Origin of the sequence: Propionispora sp. 2/2-37 (assembly GCF_001298735.1) — a bacterium.
Taxonomy (GTDB): domain Bacteria; phylum Bacillota; class Negativicutes; order Propionisporales; family Propionisporaceae; genus Propionispora.
In genome coordinates this window covers 1-19,883 of sequence record NZ_CYSP01000027.1, presented here as the reverse complement: position 1 = coordinate 19,883, position 19,883 = coordinate 1, and the positions used below count along the sequence as shown (strand labels likewise).

At 45.3% G+C, this 19,883-nt stretch carries 17 protein-coding genes; 5 read left to right on the top strand and 12 right to left on the bottom strand.

Going from position 1 to position 19,883, the window contains the following annotated elements; translation table 11 throughout:
- Positions 1-18: 18 nt before the first annotated feature.
- The 3 genes from P22_RS19295 to P22_RS19285 are packed head-to-tail and all read right to left on the bottom strand — an operon-like array spanning position 19 to position 2,834.
- Positions 19-288 (bottom strand): PTS sugar transporter subunit IIB, encoded by a 270-nt coding sequence (locus P22_RS19295; protein WP_054261863.1) that lies wholly within the window; start codon positions 286-288, stop codon positions 19-21.
- Positions 289-318: 30 nt separating this feature from the next.
- The gene (locus P22_RS19290; RefSeq protein WP_054261862.1) at positions 319-768 is read right to left on the bottom strand and encodes a PTS sugar transporter subunit IIA; all 450 of its coding nucleotides are present in this window, start codon (positions 766-768) and stop codon (positions 319-321) included.
- Between the two features lie 29 nt (positions 769-797).
- Positions 798-2,834: a BglG family transcription antiterminator gene (locus P22_RS19285; protein ID WP_054261861.1), complete on the bottom strand. Its 2,037-nt coding sequence runs from the start codon at positions 2,832-2,834 to the stop codon at positions 798-800.
- Between the two features lie 287 nt (positions 2,835-3,121).
- Here P22_RS19285 and P22_RS19280 point away from each other — a divergent pair, with 287 nt between their 5' ends.
- Positions 3,122-3,643: a hypothetical protein gene (locus tag P22_RS19280; RefSeq protein WP_054261860.1), complete on the top strand. Its 522-nt coding sequence runs from the start codon at positions 3,122-3,124 to the stop codon at positions 3,641-3,643.
- A gap of 51 nt (positions 3,644-3,694) precedes the next feature.
- Here the strand turns inward: P22_RS19280 and P22_RS20825 are convergent, their stop codons facing one another.
- From P22_RS20825 to P22_RS19260, 5 genes are all read right to left on the bottom strand, one after another.
- Positions 3,695-3,838 (bottom strand): hypothetical protein, encoded by a 144-nt coding sequence (locus tag P22_RS20825; protein ID WP_156319066.1) that lies wholly within the window; start codon positions 3,836-3,838, stop codon positions 3,695-3,697.
- Between the two features lie 73 nt (positions 3,839-3,911).
- Complete coding sequence (locus P22_RS21505; protein WP_172675883.1) at positions 3,912-8,924, bottom strand: cation-translocating P-type ATPase; 5,013 nt, start codon at positions 8,922-8,924, stop codon at positions 3,912-3,914.
- 117 nt (positions 8,925-9,041) lie between these two features.
- On the bottom strand, positions 9,042-9,275 hold the full coding sequence (locus P22_RS19270; RefSeq protein ID WP_054261859.1) for a hypothetical protein: 234 nt from the start codon (positions 9,273-9,275) through the stop codon (positions 9,042-9,044).
- Between the two features lie 13 nt (positions 9,276-9,288).
- A complete protein-coding gene (locus P22_RS19265; protein ID WP_156319065.1) occupies positions 9,289-9,918 on the bottom strand; it encodes a hypothetical protein in 630 nt (209 codons plus the stop codon).
- A gap of 116 nt (positions 9,919-10,034) precedes the next feature.
- Entirely contained in the window at positions 10,035-10,820 is a 786-nt protein-coding gene (locus P22_RS19260; RefSeq protein WP_054261858.1) for a hypothetical protein, read from the bottom strand.
- Between the two features lie 259 nt (positions 10,821-11,079).
- Here P22_RS19260 and P22_RS19255 point away from each other — a divergent pair, with 259 nt between their 5' ends.
- A complete protein-coding gene (locus tag P22_RS19255; protein ID WP_054261857.1) occupies positions 11,080-11,718 on the top strand; it encodes a manganese efflux pump in 639 nt (212 codons plus the stop codon).
- Between the two features lie 33 nt (positions 11,719-11,751).
- On the opposite strand, the gene P22_RS19250 is transcribed toward P22_RS19255, so the two are convergent.
- On the bottom strand, positions 11,752-11,979 hold the full coding sequence (locus P22_RS19250; protein ID WP_054261856.1) for an SAM-dependent methyltransferase: 228 nt from the start codon (positions 11,977-11,979) through the stop codon (positions 11,752-11,754).
- Between the two features lie 242 nt (positions 11,980-12,221).
- Here P22_RS19250 and P22_RS19245 point away from each other — a divergent pair, with 242 nt between their 5' ends.
- The 3 genes from P22_RS19245 (at position 12,222) to P22_RS19235 (ending at position 17,002) form a co-directional block, all read left to right on the top strand.
- Positions 12,222-13,724 (top strand): arylsulfotransferase family protein, encoded by a 1,503-nt coding sequence (locus P22_RS19245; RefSeq protein WP_054261855.1) that lies wholly within the window; start codon positions 12,222-12,224, stop codon positions 13,722-13,724.
- 440 nt (positions 13,725-14,164) lie between these two features.
- On the top strand, positions 14,165-15,766 hold the full coding sequence (locus P22_RS19240) for an alkaline phosphatase (protein ID WP_054261854.1): 1,602 nt from the start codon (positions 14,165-14,167) through the stop codon (positions 15,764-15,766).
- A gap of 75 nt (positions 15,767-15,841) precedes the next feature.
- Positions 15,842-17,002: a YibE/F family protein gene (locus P22_RS19235; protein ID WP_054261874.1), complete on the top strand. Its 1,161-nt coding sequence runs from the start codon at positions 15,842-15,844 to the stop codon at positions 17,000-17,002.
- Positions 17,003-17,097: 95 nt separating this feature from the next.
- On the opposite strand, the gene P22_RS19230 is transcribed toward P22_RS19235, so the two are convergent.
- From P22_RS19230 to P22_RS19220, 3 genes are all read right to left on the bottom strand, one after another.
- Complete coding sequence (locus P22_RS19230) at positions 17,098-18,195, bottom strand: GerAB/ArcD/ProY family transporter (RefSeq protein WP_054261853.1); 1,098 nt, start codon at positions 18,193-18,195, stop codon at positions 17,098-17,100.
- Positions 18,196-18,210: 15 nt separating this feature from the next.
- Positions 18,211-19,377: a Ger(x)C family spore germination protein gene (locus tag P22_RS19225; RefSeq protein ID WP_054261852.1), complete on the bottom strand. Its 1,167-nt coding sequence runs from the start codon at positions 19,375-19,377 to the stop codon at positions 18,211-18,213.
- Positions 19,374-19,883: spore germination protein (locus P22_RS19220; protein ID WP_172675882.1), on the bottom strand; the 510-nt coding region annotated here is incomplete at its 5' end. The genes P22_RS19225 and P22_RS19220, both read right to left, overlap by 4 nt.

Here is a 19,883-nt window from a genome sequence, read left to right as displayed (position 1 = left end):
CATCCTTTATTATGTTTTTTACGCTTGCATAGCCGCCGCCAGCTTCTCTTTCAACTCCTTCATATCGATCATGCTATTGAGAGAAACTACCTTTCCTCCCAATGATGTCAATTGGCTGGCAATATCACGGGTTCCCACGTAAATATCGGCTTTGATGCCCGATGCGGAAGATAAATCGCTATGATCCACCGTTGCCGCCACATTCATTTCTTTCAATATCTTCTTTATATTCATTTCAATCATAAAGCTACTGCCCAGACCACTGCCGCAGCATACCAATATTTTCATTTTTCTTTCCCTCCGATCCATTCATTATTCTCATTTTGAATAGCGGTCAATAATTGCTATAACCTCTTCCTTTTTTTTGGCGGCAATAATGTTTTTCACATCTTCGGGATTCATCAACAATTCCATCAATTCAGCAAGCAAAGCCAGGTGAGACTTTTGATCTGTTGCCGCCAGGGTGATGATCAGTTTCACCGGATCGTTGGTTTCATTGCCAAAAACCATCCCCTCTTTTAAGGTAATCAGGCTTAACGACAGTGTTAACACCCCATTTTCCGGCCGGGCATGCGCTAACATAATTCCCGGAGAAATAACCATATAGGGGCCAAGCTCTTTATGATTACGGATAATGGCATCCAGATACCGCTTCTCCACATAATTCTTATGCAGCAACAAATCGGTCCCTGCTTTAATCGCATCCTGCCAGCAGTTGCATTCCACGTTGAGCCGGATTACTTCCGGTTTGAAAAACTTAGATAACATCAGCTAAACCCTCTTCATAGAATTTTTCCTTACTCGTCAACACGCACTGAATATTGCGCTATCAAAGCCAATACTTCCTGCTTGTCCCTGCTGTCACGCAACCGCTGCATAGCTGAGGGATCACTGAAAATTTGCCATAATTCGGACAGAACCTGGAAATGAGAGTCGCTGTCCACCGCACCGAAGGCAACTACCAAATCCACAGGATCATTTTTCAGACTGCCGAAGGGAACCGCGTTGGCCAGCTTAACCATACTCAGGCAGATTTTTTTCACCCCGTCTTCCGGCCGTGAATGCGGCATCGCGATCCCCGGACCAATGACAATGTACGGCCCCATATTGTTTACACAAGCTACCATACTGTCAACATAAGCTTCTTCCACCGCATCTATCTTCACTAGTAGCTTCCCGGCAGCCCGAATGGCTTCTTCCCAATTGTCTACCCGCACATCCAGTTCAATGACTTCCGGCAGCAGCACATCTTTTAAATCCAGCAGGCCTTTTTTTGCCCCGGCGCCCTCAACCGGTGTAAATTTTTTATTGTAAAAATACTGAATCTGATTCTCTATCACGGCGATTTCCGCCTCCGATAAAATGGGAGAAACATGCAGTATGGCTTTGTCTTTCATTTTCAGGGGCACCGTACTAATTACCAGATCAAAATGGGCTAAATCCTGCTGTTTCCATTCGTATACCGAAACTACTCTGGCAATATCCAGATACGGCATGCGGTTTTTCAGGGTGATGGATAATAATTTCGCCGTACCGATCCCATTGCCGCAAATTAACAAAACCTTCAGCTTTTTTAGCTCTCTTATTTTTTTCCTTTCAATGGCGCCGCCTAAATGAATGGTTAAATAGCCGATCTCATCCTCTGAAAGCCGGGTGCCTAAGCGTTCTTCGATTTCCTTAACTGCATTTTCCGCAATCATAAATAGTTCCCTGTACCGGTCCCTGATTTGCGGCAGCATAGGATTGGTCAATTGAATACCGTACCTGGCACGCTGTATGGCCGGCTGCAAATGCAGCGCCAGTCCATACATCAGTTCCTCATCATCCGAATAGATATCGCCCAGCCAGGTCTGGCAGCTTTTAACGAAGGTCTCCGCCAAATGAAAAGCCAATTGGGTAGCCGTTTCTTTTTGCCGTTCCTCTAGCTGTGACAAAAAGGATATTTTGCTGCATAACAACTGAAACGTAATAAAAGCAACTTCCAAACTATTGCGAAAATATTCGTGGTACCGGGAAAAATGTGTTGCTATTTTACTCGACAACCGGTTTAAAAAAGCACTGCCATAATCATCAAAGATATGACCGGATAATTTGGTTATCTGTTTTTCCATGGTTAGGCGTTTTAACTGCACGGTTAAAGAAAGAACCAGATAATTGATCGAAAAATCATTATAGGGCAAATGATTTTCCTCTATTACCTCAATAACATACCGGGCTATTTCTTTCACCGGCACATCCTGCGCATATTCGCGAAACAAAATGGCTTCATAAGGGCAGGCATCTTCGCTGATATACTGCGACCCGTCAAAATCATGCATGCAGGTAGCAAAAATACTGATCAAAACCTTGCGAACATCCTCTTCCTCCCCCTGTATCCATAAACCCAGCCCCCGCTTGGAACAAAGAGACAAATTGTGTTTTTCCAGGTACTCCCTCACAGCTTCCAAATCGGCCATCAAAGTGCTGCGGCTGACAACCAGCTTGTCTGCCAATTGCTCCAGCGAAAGCTCCGTCTGGCAATTCAGCATATTGACGATGACGGCATGGCACCGTTCCTTTTTGGACAATACATATTCGCGGTATTCCGGCAAGTGGGACGCTTTTACGGTTGACTGCCCCGCATCAACAGGCTCCACCCAGATTCCCTTATTGGCCTTTTTGCACAGAATCAACCCTTTTTTTCTGAGTTCGTCACCAATGATATCTAAATCATACCGGACCGTCCGCCGGCTGACCCCCAGAATGCCGGAAATCTGGTCAATGGTCAGCGAAACATGGTAAGCATTTGTTTCTAATAATTTGATTAGTTCTTGTCTGCGCGCGTTAAGAACCATGTGGTAAAAAATCTCCTTATAAGGTTTGATTTGTTTTTATTCTATAGTCAAGCCATTTGAATAACAAGGACAATCATTGTCAGAACATAGTGGCAATTTATTCACTATGTTCTCTCTGTATCGTTAAAGCAACGAAAGGCCGATCCAAAAACAATTTAAATCAGCCTTCTTTTATTGAATATTTGCTGTGCTAAAATATTACAAAATCCCCTGCATAAACGTCATTAGCGCTTTACATACCAATCATGTTTCTTGGGAATGACTAATACATAAAGGAGGAATAAAACATGAATTTTATGCGTTTGGGAACAAGATTTCTCAACAATAGTTCTCCCTTGACCTTATTAGCAACCGGTGCCGTAATTGCGATTGCGTTTCCACCTGTCAGGCGGGGTCTCCGTTCTGCTGCCGTCATGACCACCAGAGGGGCTTTAGCACTTGCCGATAGTGTTAAAGAAGTAGGAGACAGAATTAAAGAAAGTACCGCCGATATTGTTTCAGAAGCCAGAGACTATAGCGACTCACCACAGGAAACTTTCTCGGAAACCGTTGACTGTATCAAAGATACCGTCAAAAACCAAAGTCGCCGGGTTGTGGTAGCCACCACTGCAGGCGCCTTGGCACTGTCGGATAAAGCCAAACGGCTACGGCGAAATTTCAAAGACGTTGTCGAAGAAGCCAGGGCCAACCTAGAGGACAGGGATGGCGAAGATGATGCCTTTGCTGATGAAGACTCCAATAATTCACCACACGGTTCTTTAGATACCGATTTGGAAAATTCCCGTCCTCATAACCGGCATAAAGATTGAAGAAAAAAGAACAGGGCTTATCACTCTTCCCGGGTGAAAGCCCTGTTCCTTTTAAACTCCTTCCTCTTCGTTCTTTAAATGGTCTTTTTTCATCGCACATGTTTTGCCTACACCGTATACAAAAGGCACGGCAATAGCATGAACCAGAAAAAACGCTCCCCAACCGATTGCCGGGCGCGCCAGTAGCCAGTACATAAAATCACCTCCTTACCGATAGTATGAGCAAAGAGGTGATAACCATCCGGAATAACTGCTGCCTGTTTAATTTTTACATACCCTCACTAACCATCATAGCCTGCGGCCTTCTCACTCTTACCTTCTCCGTTTGCTTTAACAGCCAAAAATCAACTATCGAGGTCATGGCCGAAACGATCAATGCCAACCCCCATTCCCCTGCAGTTAGTGATACCGTGCCGAACACCGGCTGCAATACAGGTAGATGAATGGCTCCGATAATCATTAGCATGGATAGAGCAACCGAAGCGAATAACCATTTGTTGCTCAGAAATTCCGTCTTACTCATACCTTTTTCAATACGACAGTCAAAGATATGAATAAACTGGCTGATGGCCAATTGTGCCAGGATTAAAGTGCGGGAAAGCAGTATATTGCCGCTGCGGCGCAATTTCCAGCTATACAGCAACAAGCTGCTAATGCCAATAATCAATCCCCTGCTCAGGACTTTTTTGCCCAGGCCATGGGCAAATACACTATCGCTGCTTGACTGGGGAGCTTGTTCCATGATATTGGCAGGAGGCGGATCGTTGACCAGCGCCACTGCCGGCAATCCGTCACCTACAAGGTTAATCCACAAGAGTTGTATCGGGATCAACGGCAACGGCATTCCTAACACAGCAGCTAAAAACATGAGAATTACCTCGCCGATGTTTGTGGCCACCAGATAGCGTATGGCTTTACGGATGTTATTATAGATCGAGCGGCCTTCTTCCATGGCTCTCACTATGGTTGCAAAATTGTCGTCGGCCAGTGTCATGCAGGCGGCCTCTTTGGTGACATCCGTGCCGGTTATACCCATGGCAATACCAATATCAGCAGCCTTAACGGCCGGAGCATCATTCACTCCGTCACCGGTCATGGCAACCACTTCCCCCCGGCTCCTAAATGCTTTGATGATCCGCATTTTATGGTGGGGAGTAGTCCTTGCGAATATGCAGGCAGTCTGGGCCGCTTCAGCTAATTCCTCATCTGTCATGTTATCCATTTCCAAGCCTGTAATAATGCGTCCGTTATCCTTTAAAAGCCCCAGTTCCAGGCCGATGGCCCTGGCTGTACTCGGGTGATCTCCGGTAATCATGACTACTTTGACCCCTGCACGGCGGCACTTGGCAATCGCTTCCGGAACTTCCGGCCGCGGCGGGTCGATCATGCCCACCAGTCCACAGAAAATTAAATTGTCCTCCGCTACCGTATCGGTTTCTTTATATTCTCCCTCCATGGGACGGTAAGCACAGGCCAATACTCTCAGCGCCTTTGCTGCCATTGTATCGTTAGCCTGCTCAATTTTTTTCTTTATTTCTTCATCAAGCGGATACATATGTTCACCGTCGGTGTAGTGGGTACAAAGGCTGAGAATCCTGTCAGGCGCTCCTTTGGAGTAAAGCGAGACCTGCTTACTGCTATCCGTACACAACACCGACATCATACAGCGCTCCGACTCAAAGGGATATTCCACAATACGGCAATGGGTTTGTGCGAATTGTTCAATATTTATCCCGGCCTTGGCCGCCAAAGCCAGGAGAGCGCCCTCGGTTGGATCGCCATCAATCGTCCAGCCGGTTTTGGCACAAGGCTTTAACGGTACCACTTTACGGTCCGTCATTTGTTCCGGTCGCATCAGCTTCGCGTTATTACACAGTGTAGCAATGGTTGCTATTTTCTTTAACAAATGATTGGGTTTCACCAATTGATTTTCATCGCTAAACTTACCGGTTGGATTATACCCTTCTCCGCTGACCGACCAGTGGCCTGCCGGTGAATATACTTCGCGCACCGTCATTTGATTTTGCGTAAGCGTCCCTGTCTTATCAGAACAGATAACGGTGGCCGACCCCAAATTCTCAATAGAGGAAAGCCTGCGGACAATAATATTGCGTTTACTCATCCGCTGCACGCCCATAGCCAATGCAATAAGAACGATGGCCGAAAGACCTTCCGGTATGGCTGCTACGGCCAGACTGGCCGCTGTTTGCAACATATTGATCATTCGTTCGCCCCGCAAGATGCCTGCTAAAAAGACTAATCCGGACACCGCTAAACAGCCATACACCAGATACTTCCCTAATTCTTCCAGGCGGCGTTGCAAAGGGGTGGCCTCTTCTTTCTGCTCCCCGATCAAGGCGGCAATCTTCCCCATTTCCGTTTGCATACCGGTAGCAATGACTACGGCGGTTGCCCGTCCCCGGGTGACGGTGGTTCCCATGAACACCATATTTTTTTTGTCCCCCAGGGCAACCTGCCCTTTCTCAATTCCCTGATACTGTTTTTTTACCGGAATGGTCTCTCCGGTTAAGGACGCTTCTTCCACTTCAAAATGGACACCGCGTAATAACCGGGCATCAGCCGGTATCCGGTCTCCGGCTTCCAGGAAGATAATATCACCGGGAACCAGGGCGGACGCATTAACCTTTACCTGCCGGCCGGCACGGACCACCCTGGCCTGCGGCGCGGCTAATTCCTGCAGAGCCTCCAGCGACTGACCGGCCTTTCGTTCCTGAGCAACCCCTAAAAAGGCATTTGCGGCGATAATCCCTATCGTCAGCATGGCATCTTTTCTTTTACCCAGCACAAAACTTAACCCCGCTGCGCCAATCAGGACCTGGACCATAAAATCTTTAAACTGATCCAGCAGTTGCCGCCAAAAAGAGGGCTTCCGTTGCGCCGCCAGCAGGTTATAGCCGTAATGCAAACGCCGTAACTCCACATCCTGCTCACGAATTCCCCATTTATCCGAGGTACCCAGTTCTTCGCAAACCTGTTCCGGACTCAGACAATACCAGTCCTTCGAGTCTGCCGGAAGATTTTCTGCGTCACTTCTGACCATGTGCCGAACAGAAGATTCATTCGTTGCAAAACGCTGCAAATCCATTGTATTGGCAGTTAACGCCCTTTTCCCGGATGTCAATAAGCGGCCCGAATTGAGCACTACCCCCAGCGTACTGATATTGGCCAGCAGTCCCGCCGTCAGCGGTGAAATAAACCGGACGGCGGCTAAGGCAATTCCGATGATATTTAGCCCGGCGGCTAAGGCAATATTTTGTTTAACCACTTCATTTAAACGTTTTCCCAAAACCACTGTTTTTGCTATTTTTACAGGATCGTCGTCACCGATGACAATATCGGCCTTTTTGAGACTGGGTCCGGCGCCGATTTTTCCCATAGCGATTCCTACATGGCTGGCCTGTAAGGCCTGAGAGTCATTTATGCCGTCGCCGACCATAATGACTTTATAATGATGCTGTTTTAACTGTTGGATAATCCTTGCTTTTTCATGCGGCAGCACCTCCCCGTAGGTACAGGGAATCGCAAGAGCTGCCGCAGCCGTTTCAGCTGTAGCAGCCGTATCGCCCGTTAGCAGCGCAATATTTTCGATTCCCATACAGCGTAAGGCGGCCACACTCTCAAAACTTGCTGTCTTGACCCTGTCCTTAACGGCAATCAGTCCGCAAAGTTTTTGGTCGACCGCGACATAGATAACCGTGCTGCCGTTTAATTCCATACGGGTACTCCGGGCTTTTACCCCGCTTAGCAGAATTCGTTCCTTCCTCATGAATGCCTGATTGCCAACAGCAACGTGTTTACCCGTTATGTCTGCGCAAACTCCCATGCCGGGAATTAACCGGCTTCTAGCCGCCGGGATGTGAATTTCTCTTCTTTTTGCTTCCGCCAGCAATATGCGGCCATAAGGATGGCACTCCTTTTGCCCTGCCGCAGCCGCCAAACGTAAAACCTCTTCCTCACTCAGGGCACCGACTGCGGCAATATCACTGATGCGTGGAACGGCATCGGTAAGTGTGCCTGTTTTGTCGAAGACAACCGTATCGGCTTCCCCTGCTGCCTCCAGGGCCCTGGGCTCTTTCACATAGATATTCTCTCCGGCTGCTTGCGCAATAGCCGCACCTGCCGCCGAATTTCTTGCCAGCGAGATGGCTGCAGGCGATCCGGCAAGCAATACCGCTACACTGCGGGAAACATCCCTGGTAAACAGAAAAATAAGGCCGGCAAGGGTTAAGCTCCACCACATGACTTTATTTACATAACGGTCACTAATGTGCCAAAGGCGGTCATACTTCACCGCATTGTATTCCAACGGCAAATACGGCGTATTATCTATATTGAGTACTTGCAGCTGGATTGATCCGGTTTCGATTAAGGAACCGGCACTAACCGTATCCCCCGTTGAAACCAAACAGGGCAGGCACGAACCGCTTACCGCAGTCCGGTTGATTCCAGCCTGACCGGCAATGACCTGCCCGTCAACAGGGACCGTTTCTCCGGAATGCAACGCCAGCACATCGCCAGTCTTGATATCGTGCGCCTGTATCCTCTGACGGCGATCGGCCTCCAGGCGAAACAATTCCTGTTGCTTTTGCTGTATGATTTTTTCGATGTGAGCACGGGATCTTGTCTGAATCACCAATTGAAAAAAATTAGCCAGGTGAACAATCCACAGAATGGATAAACTTGTTAGACTTTCTCTCATAGCCAGCATAATCAAAGAGGCTATAAAAATAACCATGTCATGATTGACTCGCTTATGCCGTATCAAGGTTCGCAAACCACTACGGAATAAAGGATATCCCGATATAATCGTCGTAAGAGCGACCAGGTTAAATACATGCGGCGAAGAAGCCAGGGGGGATCGCCCCACCGTTAACCGCTTGGCCAGGATAGCGGCTAAAACACCGCCTGTTGTCAAAGCATACAATCCGGCACGGGAATTTCCCTCCGTTGCCGGTTCAGGGACGGATGCCGCTGCAGTCTGCCGTGAAACCGCCGCTTCGGAGCGGAACGTTTCCAATTTATGATATGTATTGACAAGTTTATCTATTTTAGCTTTTATTTTCGAAAAATCAACAGCCGTCTCGTCATATAACACCAGCATCCGCCCGGTGAGCGGGTTTGCCGTAACCTCACGAATACCCGCCACCGATGGTAAACACTCCTTTAGCAATTTAGCCAAAACAAAATTCCGGTAAAGTCCCCTGACCTCAATTCTCAGGCGACCCGGTATCAATCTGTATTTTCCTGTCGTTGCTTCCAATTCTACCACCCTTATTCGGCCATGAATTTGATTGTTGCTGCGTTGGAAAGAAAGCATGGAAACCAGAAATTAATGACGACTAAAATGAACAACAGTAAGGCTTGTCCTTACTGTTGTTCAAAACAACTTCAAGCGCGTCCACGATATACCGGAAAGTAAATTATCTTTTGCCTCTTTACTTCGTTGTTTGACATAGCCAAAAAAGTCTTTTAAAAAGGATTCCCAGATGACAATCACTTCTTCTTTATCCTCAGGTGATTGCTTGCGCAATTCAATGCTTACGTCAACAGCCTCTCTTAATTCCTTAGTAATGCCCAATACTTTTTCCCGCAAAACTTTTACATCCGCCATCTCGTTCCTCCTGTTAAGGTGTAGGTTCTGTAGGCTCCGGCGCCGTTTCATCGTTTATGGCACCATCAATGGATTGCTTAAATTGCTCGAACTGGGCTTCACTGACGATATCCTCCAGATCTTCCCGGACACCACTAAACAAACCCTGGGCCTGTTCCGACAAACCCATAATGCCCTGCACCGTCTTAATGGCCAGCGGCCGCAGTTTCTCCCTCACGCTCGGCAGCAGCAATATGCCCAGTGCCGCCGTTCCTATCCAGAAGGCCGGATTTTGCCCGGTTTTCATTTTCATCCGGTGCCCCAGCCTCCGGCGTGCCCGGGTAAAGCTGTTCATATCCGGACTTTGCTCTACCAGATCGGCTAATTCCGTAAGCTGCATTAATTCCCGGCGTTCCTGACGGATCATATCCTGCAAAACGCTCCGGGCATAAGGATCGGTGATTGCGGCTAATTTACGCTCATAGGTACTAACCGCTGCCAACTTAGCTTCAAAAACCTGATCCAGTCCTTCCGCTGATTCTGCGTTAGTTGTTTCTGCAATCCGTTCCCGCATGCGCTGTCCGCGGCTTTTCCGTGCGCTCCGTACATGAGGACGTGTTTCCCGTCTTTCTCTTTGTTCTGTTTTCGATTCAAACGCCGGCATGATGACCTGACCTTTCTACGCTAGGATAACAATGTACAAGATAATATTACCCAGTTTACTCCATGTTATGCGGCGCTCAGGAATCTACAATAAAAAAAGCGGTATGATTTTTATCATCATACCGCACGCTGAATCTCATATAAGTCATTTTGTTTTTTCCGCTTTCTCCGGTTTGAATATTGGTACTTACTGAACGAAGCCAATGCGAAATCCTTCTCACCCTGTTCATCATAAAACTGATAAAAGACTCGAACGATAGCTTCGTGGTACTGCTGCTTTAGCTGAACAGCCAAATGGCTCAACACACCATGAATGCAAGCCTGGACCTGTTTCTGCAACCTATGTTTCTGGCTTTCCGGCCGGCAATGAAACTCTCTTAATAACAAGGCTCCAAAATCCACCCGCTTGGCTAATCGTTGCAGCGCCCAGGGCAGGCCAACCTGCGCCAGGCTTTTGCGGCAGACTTTATTAACGGCCTTCCCCATAGCCTTTGTAAAGCGAAACGTATTGACATATTCCTGCAATACCTGACCGGTATATGCCGGCGGAAGAAGGCTTCGGGTATTAATGGAAAATTCTTTTTCAAGGCTGGGAGCAGAACATCCGAAATAGTCTTGCATATCGGCCGACACGAAAGCACTGACCGACTTTGCCAATTCACCGACTCTCAAATCTTTAAGTATGAATTGAAGAACCGTCTGATAATCATACTGTCCGGTAAGTAACTGCAACGTATAGCCTGGGAAGGCTTGCTGACAAGCCTCCAAATTTCTGTTTATAGATTGGCTGACTTTTTCTTTACAGGCGGCAATCCGTGACGCAAGCTCTTTTTCCTCAATACTCCTGCGTTTTTCCGCTATATAGCTAGCCAAGTGCTCATAAGAAACTTTTGTCCGAATCATGGTGGAACCTGCTAACAATGGGCGTATACGTCGTCCTGACAAAGTCTTCACAGCACTTTCCCCTCTACTGGTTCATATTTTCCCTGATTATATTATACACCAATGTTTTTAACTAAGGGTTAAATAAACGTAAAGGCTGTGTAAATTTACTTTGCTGTCTTATGGAATAATCTACATCTTAAAATCGAATAAAACCGAGTAAGATTTCTCCTTGAATACTTCATACTATAGGTTGAATTGTCATAAGGGGGAGAGTTTTTTGCTACAAAATATTTCATGGGCCTTTTTTGTCGCTTTTGCAGCTAATCTTGATAATCTTGGGGTAGGCATCACCTACGGACTGCGAAATATTAAAATATCCTGCACGGCAAACGGAGTCATCGCCGTCACCTCGTTTGCCGTTACATGGCTTGCCTCCCAGGCCGGCATAGCTTTCAGCGCATATGCCTCCCCCCGGGCAGGCGCAGTCGCCAGCGCCGCCTTGCTATTTTCCATGGGACTATGGATCTGCCTCCAGCCAGTCATAGACGCTTTTAAAGAAAAACAACCGATCATGGATTTACAGTTATTCGGCACAAAAATCTATATCGGTCCTGTGGAAATATTGCGCCACCCGGAAAAGGTGGATATGGATACATCGAAAGATGTCTGCTGCCGTGAAGCGCTCTTACTTGGCTTTGCGCTTTCTCTGAATGCTATAGCCGGCGGTTTTGCCGTCGGCATTTCCGGCCTGTCTCCGCTGGTGGAATCCGCCCTTGTTAGCGCACTCAGCCTTCTAACCGTCAGTCTGGGACATTATTGGGGACAAAAATATGCCTCCGTAATCATCGGAAAATATGCCACTACCATCTCCGGCTCTTTATTAATGCTCATCAGTGTATACCAGCTATTAGCCTAATATCCAATACAACCACAAATACGAAGCAGGCATTCAATGCAATGAATGCCTGCTTCTTGTGGCAATATCATCTAAATAAGACATAAGTTCCTGAGTGGTCCAGTGAGCGTTTAACACTTCAGCTATTAGTGCATCAATATTACCGGATTCTATGGTGATATCGACAAGATGTGCCCTCGTTGTTCGCGGTTTAAAAACAATCCTATGCTTATGGTCTTCTACTATCCAATGATCCAACAGCTCCCACTCACATTTTTTCATTACTGTTTATCCTCCCCCATTTTAATTGCCACCCGGCTTTATTGGAGATTATTCTTTATCCAATTAAGAAACACCTGCCGATTCATACAAAATTCACAACCCTTGCGTAATCTATTAATCCCGCCTTATGCTATTTTCTCGCCCCTAAGTGTAACCAATTTGAGATTAATTCAATATATTTTACTATACAATTCTTTTTTTACGTTACCATTTATAACGATCTTAGGAGATGACAATGGGAAATGGATAAATCAAGAATGTCATCACACATATTCATAGATAGCCCACAAGTGTGGAACTTTGTTTCGGCCCCCGCTTTGCATCCCATGAAGGTTACTGTAAACGTAAATAAATCCGGAACCGCTTCCGGACTAATATTCGTTTCTCCCTATACTTCCTATGAAGCAACTATGATTGGGCAAACAGGTGCACTGATCATGGATCATTGTGGTAACCCAGTCTGGTTTAGACCGCTTAATAGTATATATAAACAAAATACGGACTTCAGAGTGCAAGTATACAAAGGCAAACCAGTTCTTACCATGTGGCAAGGGACAATATCCGGAACTCAATCTGCAGATCCTGATCTTCCAGCAGGAGATCCGGAGCCTGGCGCTTACTTCCAAATTATAAATCAGAATTATAAAGTTATTAAAAAACTCATCGCCCAAAAAGGATACACTGCCGATGTCCATGAGTTTACTATTACCAAACGGAATACTGCTTTGTTTACTGCCGTAAAACAAGTGCCGGCAGATCTAACACCCTATGGAGGCCCAGCAGATGGCTATTTTGATAATTACTCCATTCAAGAAGTTGATCTTGAGACTGGCGAACTTCTTTTCTTCTGGAACGTACTTGCTCATGTCGATCCGGCCGACTCGATAATACCCGCATCATCTGCAACAAACAGCAATAATATTTGGGACTGTTTTCACGTGAATTCCGTTGAAGAGGGACCGAACAATACACTATTAATCAGCATGCGTAATATGTGGGCCATTTATAATATTGATAAAGAAACGGGGCATATAATCTGGCAGCTAGGCGGAAAGCAAAGTGATTTTGCTTTTGGTCCAAACGCTGCATTTTCCTGGCAACATGATGCGCGTCATAGGCCTGGAAATAGAATCAGTTTATTTGATGATGCTTGTTGTGCTTCTCCAGACTCTCCAGCTGAGGGTCCGGCCCGCGGTTTAATCCTTCAGCTTAATTTTAAAAACATGACTGCAAAAGTAGATCGAACATACTATCATTATCCAAATCTAATCGTTCCCAGTCAGGGGAATGTGCAAAAACTATCGAATGGAAATCAATTTATCGGCTGGGGACAGGAATCATATCTTTCTGAGTTTGCCTATGCAGGCAATACGGAAGAAGATCCTTCAGTGAACTTTTTATATGATATGCAGTTTCCTAATCAAAATATTTCTTACAGAGCGTTTAAGAATAAATGGGTAGGGTTACCGCTTTACCCCCCCAGTATTGCTATAGATCCGTTATATGAAGATGCAACAATTGTTTATGCTTCATGGAACGGTTCAACGGAAACTGTTGCTTGGCAAGTACTAGCCGGTCCAACACCTGATAGATTGTCCCTGATGGTAGAATGCACTCCTCGCACCGGATTTGAGACAGATATTTGTGTTAATTCAGATGGGCCGTATTTTCAGGCAAATGCATTAAATGATCGTGGCGAAGTCATTGGTATGTCACGGATTGCTTATGTGTGTGAAGGAACCTGAATTTGGCTAGACATATGGTTTTACCGCGAACCTCTGCTACCACAGTTCAGTACTATGCTGTCAAGCGTGTATGGCAATCCGGGTAAGAAGCTCTTGGTTATCTTAAATCTCTTCATAAGGGATGACTTTTAATTATTATTAGCCGAAGCAACCTAATATTGTTAATATTTTGAAAATAAAGACTTTTAAATAAAAACAGTATGTATTATAATAAAAATCAGATATATGAATTTCCATTATTTGTTATTTATTCTAAATTAAAACCAAGTGAATCGGTCCACTTGGCTTTTTCATTTGAATGCAATTGGGTATTCGGCTGTCTGATGGTAAGTTGTGCTTGCCAAGTAACTGGACAAGGAGGTGGAAGGCTCATTAAGATCAGGCAATATCAACTTTCAGCCAGATAGTGAGCTGAGCCATCTTTAAGGAGGATAGAGTTTATGTTTAAAAAGAGACGTTTACCTTTGCAGTTAATGGCTGTTTTCTTAGCATTCTTTCTCTGTATTAGCTTTATTGCAGGATACTCGTCAACAACAACTGCACAATCCGACAATAAGACTGCTTATGAGATATCCAATATTGCTGAAACGAATGTAGATCACACAGGCGTAAAACCGAAATATATTTTCTTATTTATCGGTGACGGCATGAGTTTCCCCCAGGCCACGGCATTGGGCCATTATAATGGAACTGTTGACAATAATTTTGTCGGAACCCTGGCCAAGCCTACGCGCGAGAATATTCCTCAGGCCAACATGCCTTCCTTTGTTAGCTTTCCTGTTGTTGGCGCCGCCACAACCTATGATGCTTCAAAGTTTATTACCGACTCGGCTTCAGCGGCGACAGCCATCGCCTGCAGCGTAAAGACCCTGGACGGCGCACTTGGCGTTGACCCTTATAACCATCGCGTTGTATCGATTGCGGAACAGTTAAAGTCACGAGCAGGCTATAAGATTGGTATTGTGACAAGTGTTTCGCTTGATCATGCGACACCGGCGGGTTTTTATGCGCACCTTCCCAACCGGAACAGTTTTTATGAAATTGGACTGGATTTGATAGCAAGCAACTTTGATTTTTTTGGCGGCGGCGGCTTTAAAGAACCTACCGGTAAGGAAAAAAATCAAACGCACTTGCTCGATTTGGCAAAACAAGCCGGTTATCATGTAGCCAATACGTATGAAGACATAAAAGCTTTGAATTCCCGTTCAGGCAAAACAATTGCCATTAATCCCGTTTTGGACAACCCTGGAGATGTGGCCATCAATTATAATATTGATCGTGATCACAGCGATTTGGCGCTTGCAGACTATGTGCAAAAAGCCATTGATGTTTTAGGCGAAAAGAACAGTTTCTTTATTATGGCTGAAGGCGGCAAAATTGACTGGTCGTGCCATGCCAATGACGCTTATACAACGATTCAGGAAGTGAAAGACCTGGAAAATGCCGTTAATGTAGCAGTGGCCTTTGCCCGGAAGCATCCAAAGGAAACGCTCATTCTTGTGACAGGCGATCATGAAACAGGCGGCTTCACAATGGGCTACAACGGAACGCAATATGACACCTATCTCTATTTGCTCCAAAATCAAAGGCTGTCGTTTAAAAAGTTCGCTGATGAATATGTAAAACAATATCGCGACAACCATGTTCCTTTCGAAACGGCAATGGCCGATGTTAAGAGTCTGTTTGGCCTGGTTCTGCCCAGCGATCCTGATGTTGCCGGCATGAAGGATCAGTCTTTGGTTTTGACTTCTAAGGAAGTTGAGCAGTTGCGTGAAGCTTATACCGTAAGTATGGTTCCATACAATCAACGTCATCGCGATAAGGAATACAAAACTACGTATAGCATGTATGACCATGAGCCTTTCCAAATTGTCATTACCCGTATTTTGAATAGCCGTTCAGGACTTGGCTGGACATCAACTGCTCATACCGGCCTCCCTGTTGCCGTATATGCTTTGGGGGCAGGTCAGGATGTATTCAATGGATTCTATGATAATACCGACATTAGCAAGAGAATTAAATCCCTTGTAGGATTGCACTAATGGATTATGCGCCTGCCGCCTTTCTTATTGAAAGAAGGCAGGCGTAACTTATATATTGCTATTGCGAGGTTGGACATGATAAGAAAATATTATAACAAGTGTGTTGCTTCAAAATCATTTATACCGACAGCCGTGGTTTTGCTGTCAGTTCTTGTATTGCTCATGCTACCGGATCGCTTTGTAAATCCCGTATACAAGCAGTTCGAAACTTCGAAAGCCCGTGTGCTGTCAGTAAACAATAGCGGTATCCAAAGAGCCGGTATTGTTGCGTATGGCGAACAGCAGTGTATGGTTGAACTGCTGGATGGCAGTTATAAAGGAACGGTTGCCGAAGCCATGAATATGCTGTCAGGTTCTTTGGGGGCTGATAAACAGTATCAGGCGGGGGATATTGCTCTGGTTACAGTGGGCGGAGTCCAAGGCCAGGGCGTCTATAAAATATCAATGGTAGATCATTACCGGCTTAATTATCAGGTGTTTCTGGTAGGTGCATTTATGCTGCTGCTGATTGTATTGGCCGGTTGGATTGGCGTGCGGGCTATTTTAGCTTTTTTATTTACCATTCTTTGCATTTGGAAAATGCTGATTCCATTTTTGCTGGCAGGATACCAGCCGATTTTATGCGGTCTTTTGATTACAGCCATGCTGACAACAGTCATTATCCTATTGGTATATGGTTTTGACAAGAGATTCATTGCTGCAATAATGGGAGCGCTGTTAGGCACCGGTCTGACGGCGCTATTGGCCATTATTTTCATCAGAATGTCGAAAATTCACGGTGCTGTTATGGACTATTCCGAGAGCCTCTTGTATACCGGGTTTCAACTTAATCTGACGGAAATATTTATCGCCAGCATTTTTATTGCTTCATCGGGGGCGGTAATGGATATTGCAGTAGATATTACCTCGGCAGTCTATGAAGTGATTGAAGCAAATCCTGCCATTAGTAAAGCAGCAGCTATGAAAGCAGGACTGAACGTTGGCCGTAGTGTTCTTGGAACCATGAGCACTACTTTGCTATTGGCCTACTCCGGCGGATACATCGGCTTGCTGATGGTCTTTGTGGCTCAGGGAACGCCGGTGATGAATATATTGAACTTAAATTATATTGCAGCCGAAATCTTAAATACTATGATTGGAAGTTTCGGCTTAATTACCGTTGCGCCTTTTACGGCGGTCACCAGCGCTACTTTGCTTACCAGGAAAAACAACAGTACGGCTAAAGTATCTGTATAGAAAAAACTCTCCTAAACGGGGCTCACCATTTTTGCGTCATGCGCTCTATATTGCTGCTCCAACGTCTGTACGAAAGGCTATGAAGGGAACTCAGGTCAATTCAGTGATCGCAATGCTTTTTTTATATAATGCACGATCAATGCTAGTGACGGCACAATTATGATTAACGGTAAATGAATATATACCGGTGTCCATTTAAGTCCTATCCGAATATGCTCCGGATAATTAGGAGCGATCAGAATGGAAAGAATCAAAATACCGATACCAAAAGGTATCGCCAGATATTTCGGATCATTCCACTTCATCAATTGGGTTGTCCCAAGCATAGCCGCATAGGTAAACACACATACCTTCATGGAACCGACTATGGACAGCATCACGATGATCAGTATATCCAATTTATCAAAAATCCCGCCTAGCTTGATCAGACGCATAGATTCATAAAGAGGAAATTGCGATGTTGTCGCAAAGTTTATTCCCAGTGTAACAATAATCATAATCGTATTCATAGAAAGAATGGCCCCCAGGCTGATTATGGCAAGAACTGCCGTTTTTCGTACTTTATCTGGCTCGTTAACAGATCGGTAGATCATGGAAAAGGTAACCGGTTCACCATAAGGGAAAGTTGCCAGCAGCAAACCGGCTTTCATGACAGATACTATGCCATTTTCCAGAACCGGCTTTAGATTGCGAAATTTTACTACCTCCGGTGTCGCATACAGAGCAATCATGATTAAAAAAAATATAAATAAAATAATTGGCAGGGTTATTTGCGCTGCCCGGGAAATATTTTCAATTCCTGCAAACGCGCCGTAGGCAAAAGCAGTCATAAATACGCTGGCAACAAGCAGTAATGACAATTCGGGCATAGTTGCCATAAGGATAAGTTCGGAAAAATCCCGCAGCACCCGTGCCGCTATATAGGTAAAATAAAGAATATATATAACGCTTAATGGATAGCCAAGCAACCGTCCGAAAATTTTGGGCAGGTACGTAATTAAGGTATCGTCAGGATATTGATAAAACAGTTCTGTATACAAAAACTGTAAAATGATACCCACTGGAATATATAAAAGAATCGTCAGCCATGCATCTTGTTTTGCATCAGGAGTAAGGAAAAAGAGTGAAGCGCTGCCATATGCGAATAGCAGCATGGTAGCAAACAGCTGATAAGCTGATATTTGGGTTTTCAACCATATAGCCTCCTGTTAATATAACGGTTTGGATATCATACCCGGCCGGTGTATATGAGAATCGACCTTTACCTCGATATCGAGATCAGGAAAAACCTCATTCCAGCTTTCCTCAATATTTTTCCATTGCTCAGGATAGTCTCTGTGAATTGCATCACCAAACTCAAATATATCTGCCTTAAACTTTTTCTGGGCAGCATATAAAGCTTGGTTAATTTCTTTTTTTATTAGTGCATTCTGTAATTCGTCCAATGCGTTTAATATGTCCGGCTCTTTCATCGGGTCCAACTGGCCTTTCATACTTCTGAGATAGCCATCTGCCTTTATAGTTGCCTGTATTGCCGGTTTATTATGATGGATTACCGGCTTTATCCTGCTATTTGCCTGGGTAACTCTTAACGTAATTTTGCCATTATCCGGTGAAGCGATTACAATGCTTCCATCTTTGACCTTACCTTTTAGCCACTGCATACCCCGGGTCTCTTCACCATCCAAATAACCGATCAGTTTGTCCTTGCTAAATACTGCAATTCCTTCCACTTTCAGTACTTCATCACCCTGTTCGGTTTTTGAAAGATCAATCACTCCTGCTATCGGCGACGCCGTTTTACTGGCCAAAGAATTGGCAAAATCCAGATATGTAACGATAGCTGAATAGCCATAACGTTCTTGCTGCGCCAATATGTTTTTAACTGCGTTAGCCGGAATCGGATCTTCAGGGGGGACCGCCGATATGATCTTGGCGGCCTCACCTTTCGTAACCAGGATAGGCCGGTTAGTCCTAAACTGATGCGATCTTATTCCAGCATCAATAATACTAGCTACACCTGATTTTGCAACTTTTTCGCTGATAACGACAAAATTAATATGTGATAAATGAATCTTTTTGCCAAGTTGTGTAGACAGATTATCCAAGGCACTGTATATGGTGTCACCAGAAACGGTTAAAAATTCAACATCGCTGGGGGTTGCCGGCTTTCCGCCTTTTTGACCGCCCATCCCCCCTGCCGACTCTCTCTGCGCCTTTAGTATTTGTAGAGATAGCAAGTAATTCCCTGCAGGTGTAGTATCAATCCCCATGGCCACAACTATGCCCAGATTTTCAATCTCACTTTTAGCTCCGCAGCCGGTTGTAAAAAACAAAAGAATCCCTATCAGAACAAATAGGATAAGCCGCTTCATATTTTTCTCCGCAGGGATTGCCGCCAGGTAATAAGCTTTGGCCTGTTAACCATATTTTTTAACGGTGTCCTTACCAGTACATCCGGCAGCTCATTTACACTTAAAGGAGCCAGCGGCCCCATGTACGGCACCCCAAATGACCGCTTAGCGATTAAAGACATAATAAATATCATCATACCATTGGCAATGCCCAACAAACCTAAGGTTCCGCCTAAGATCAAGAAAATAAAGCGGGGAAATATCAGTGACATATTCATTTCCGGCGAAGATACCGTCAATGATGCTATGGCCGTAAAACCTATAATAACTACTGTCGGCGTGCTTACAAGCCCTGCTTCAACAGCAGCTTGTCCCAGCACCAGCGCACCAACAATACTGACAGCCGAACCAATTACCCTGGGCATTCTAATGCCTGCTTCCCGCAAGGCCTCATACACAATTAACATGCCAATACACGCTATTAGTTCAGGAAAAGGTACTCCGGCACGAGCTTTTATAATGGTAGG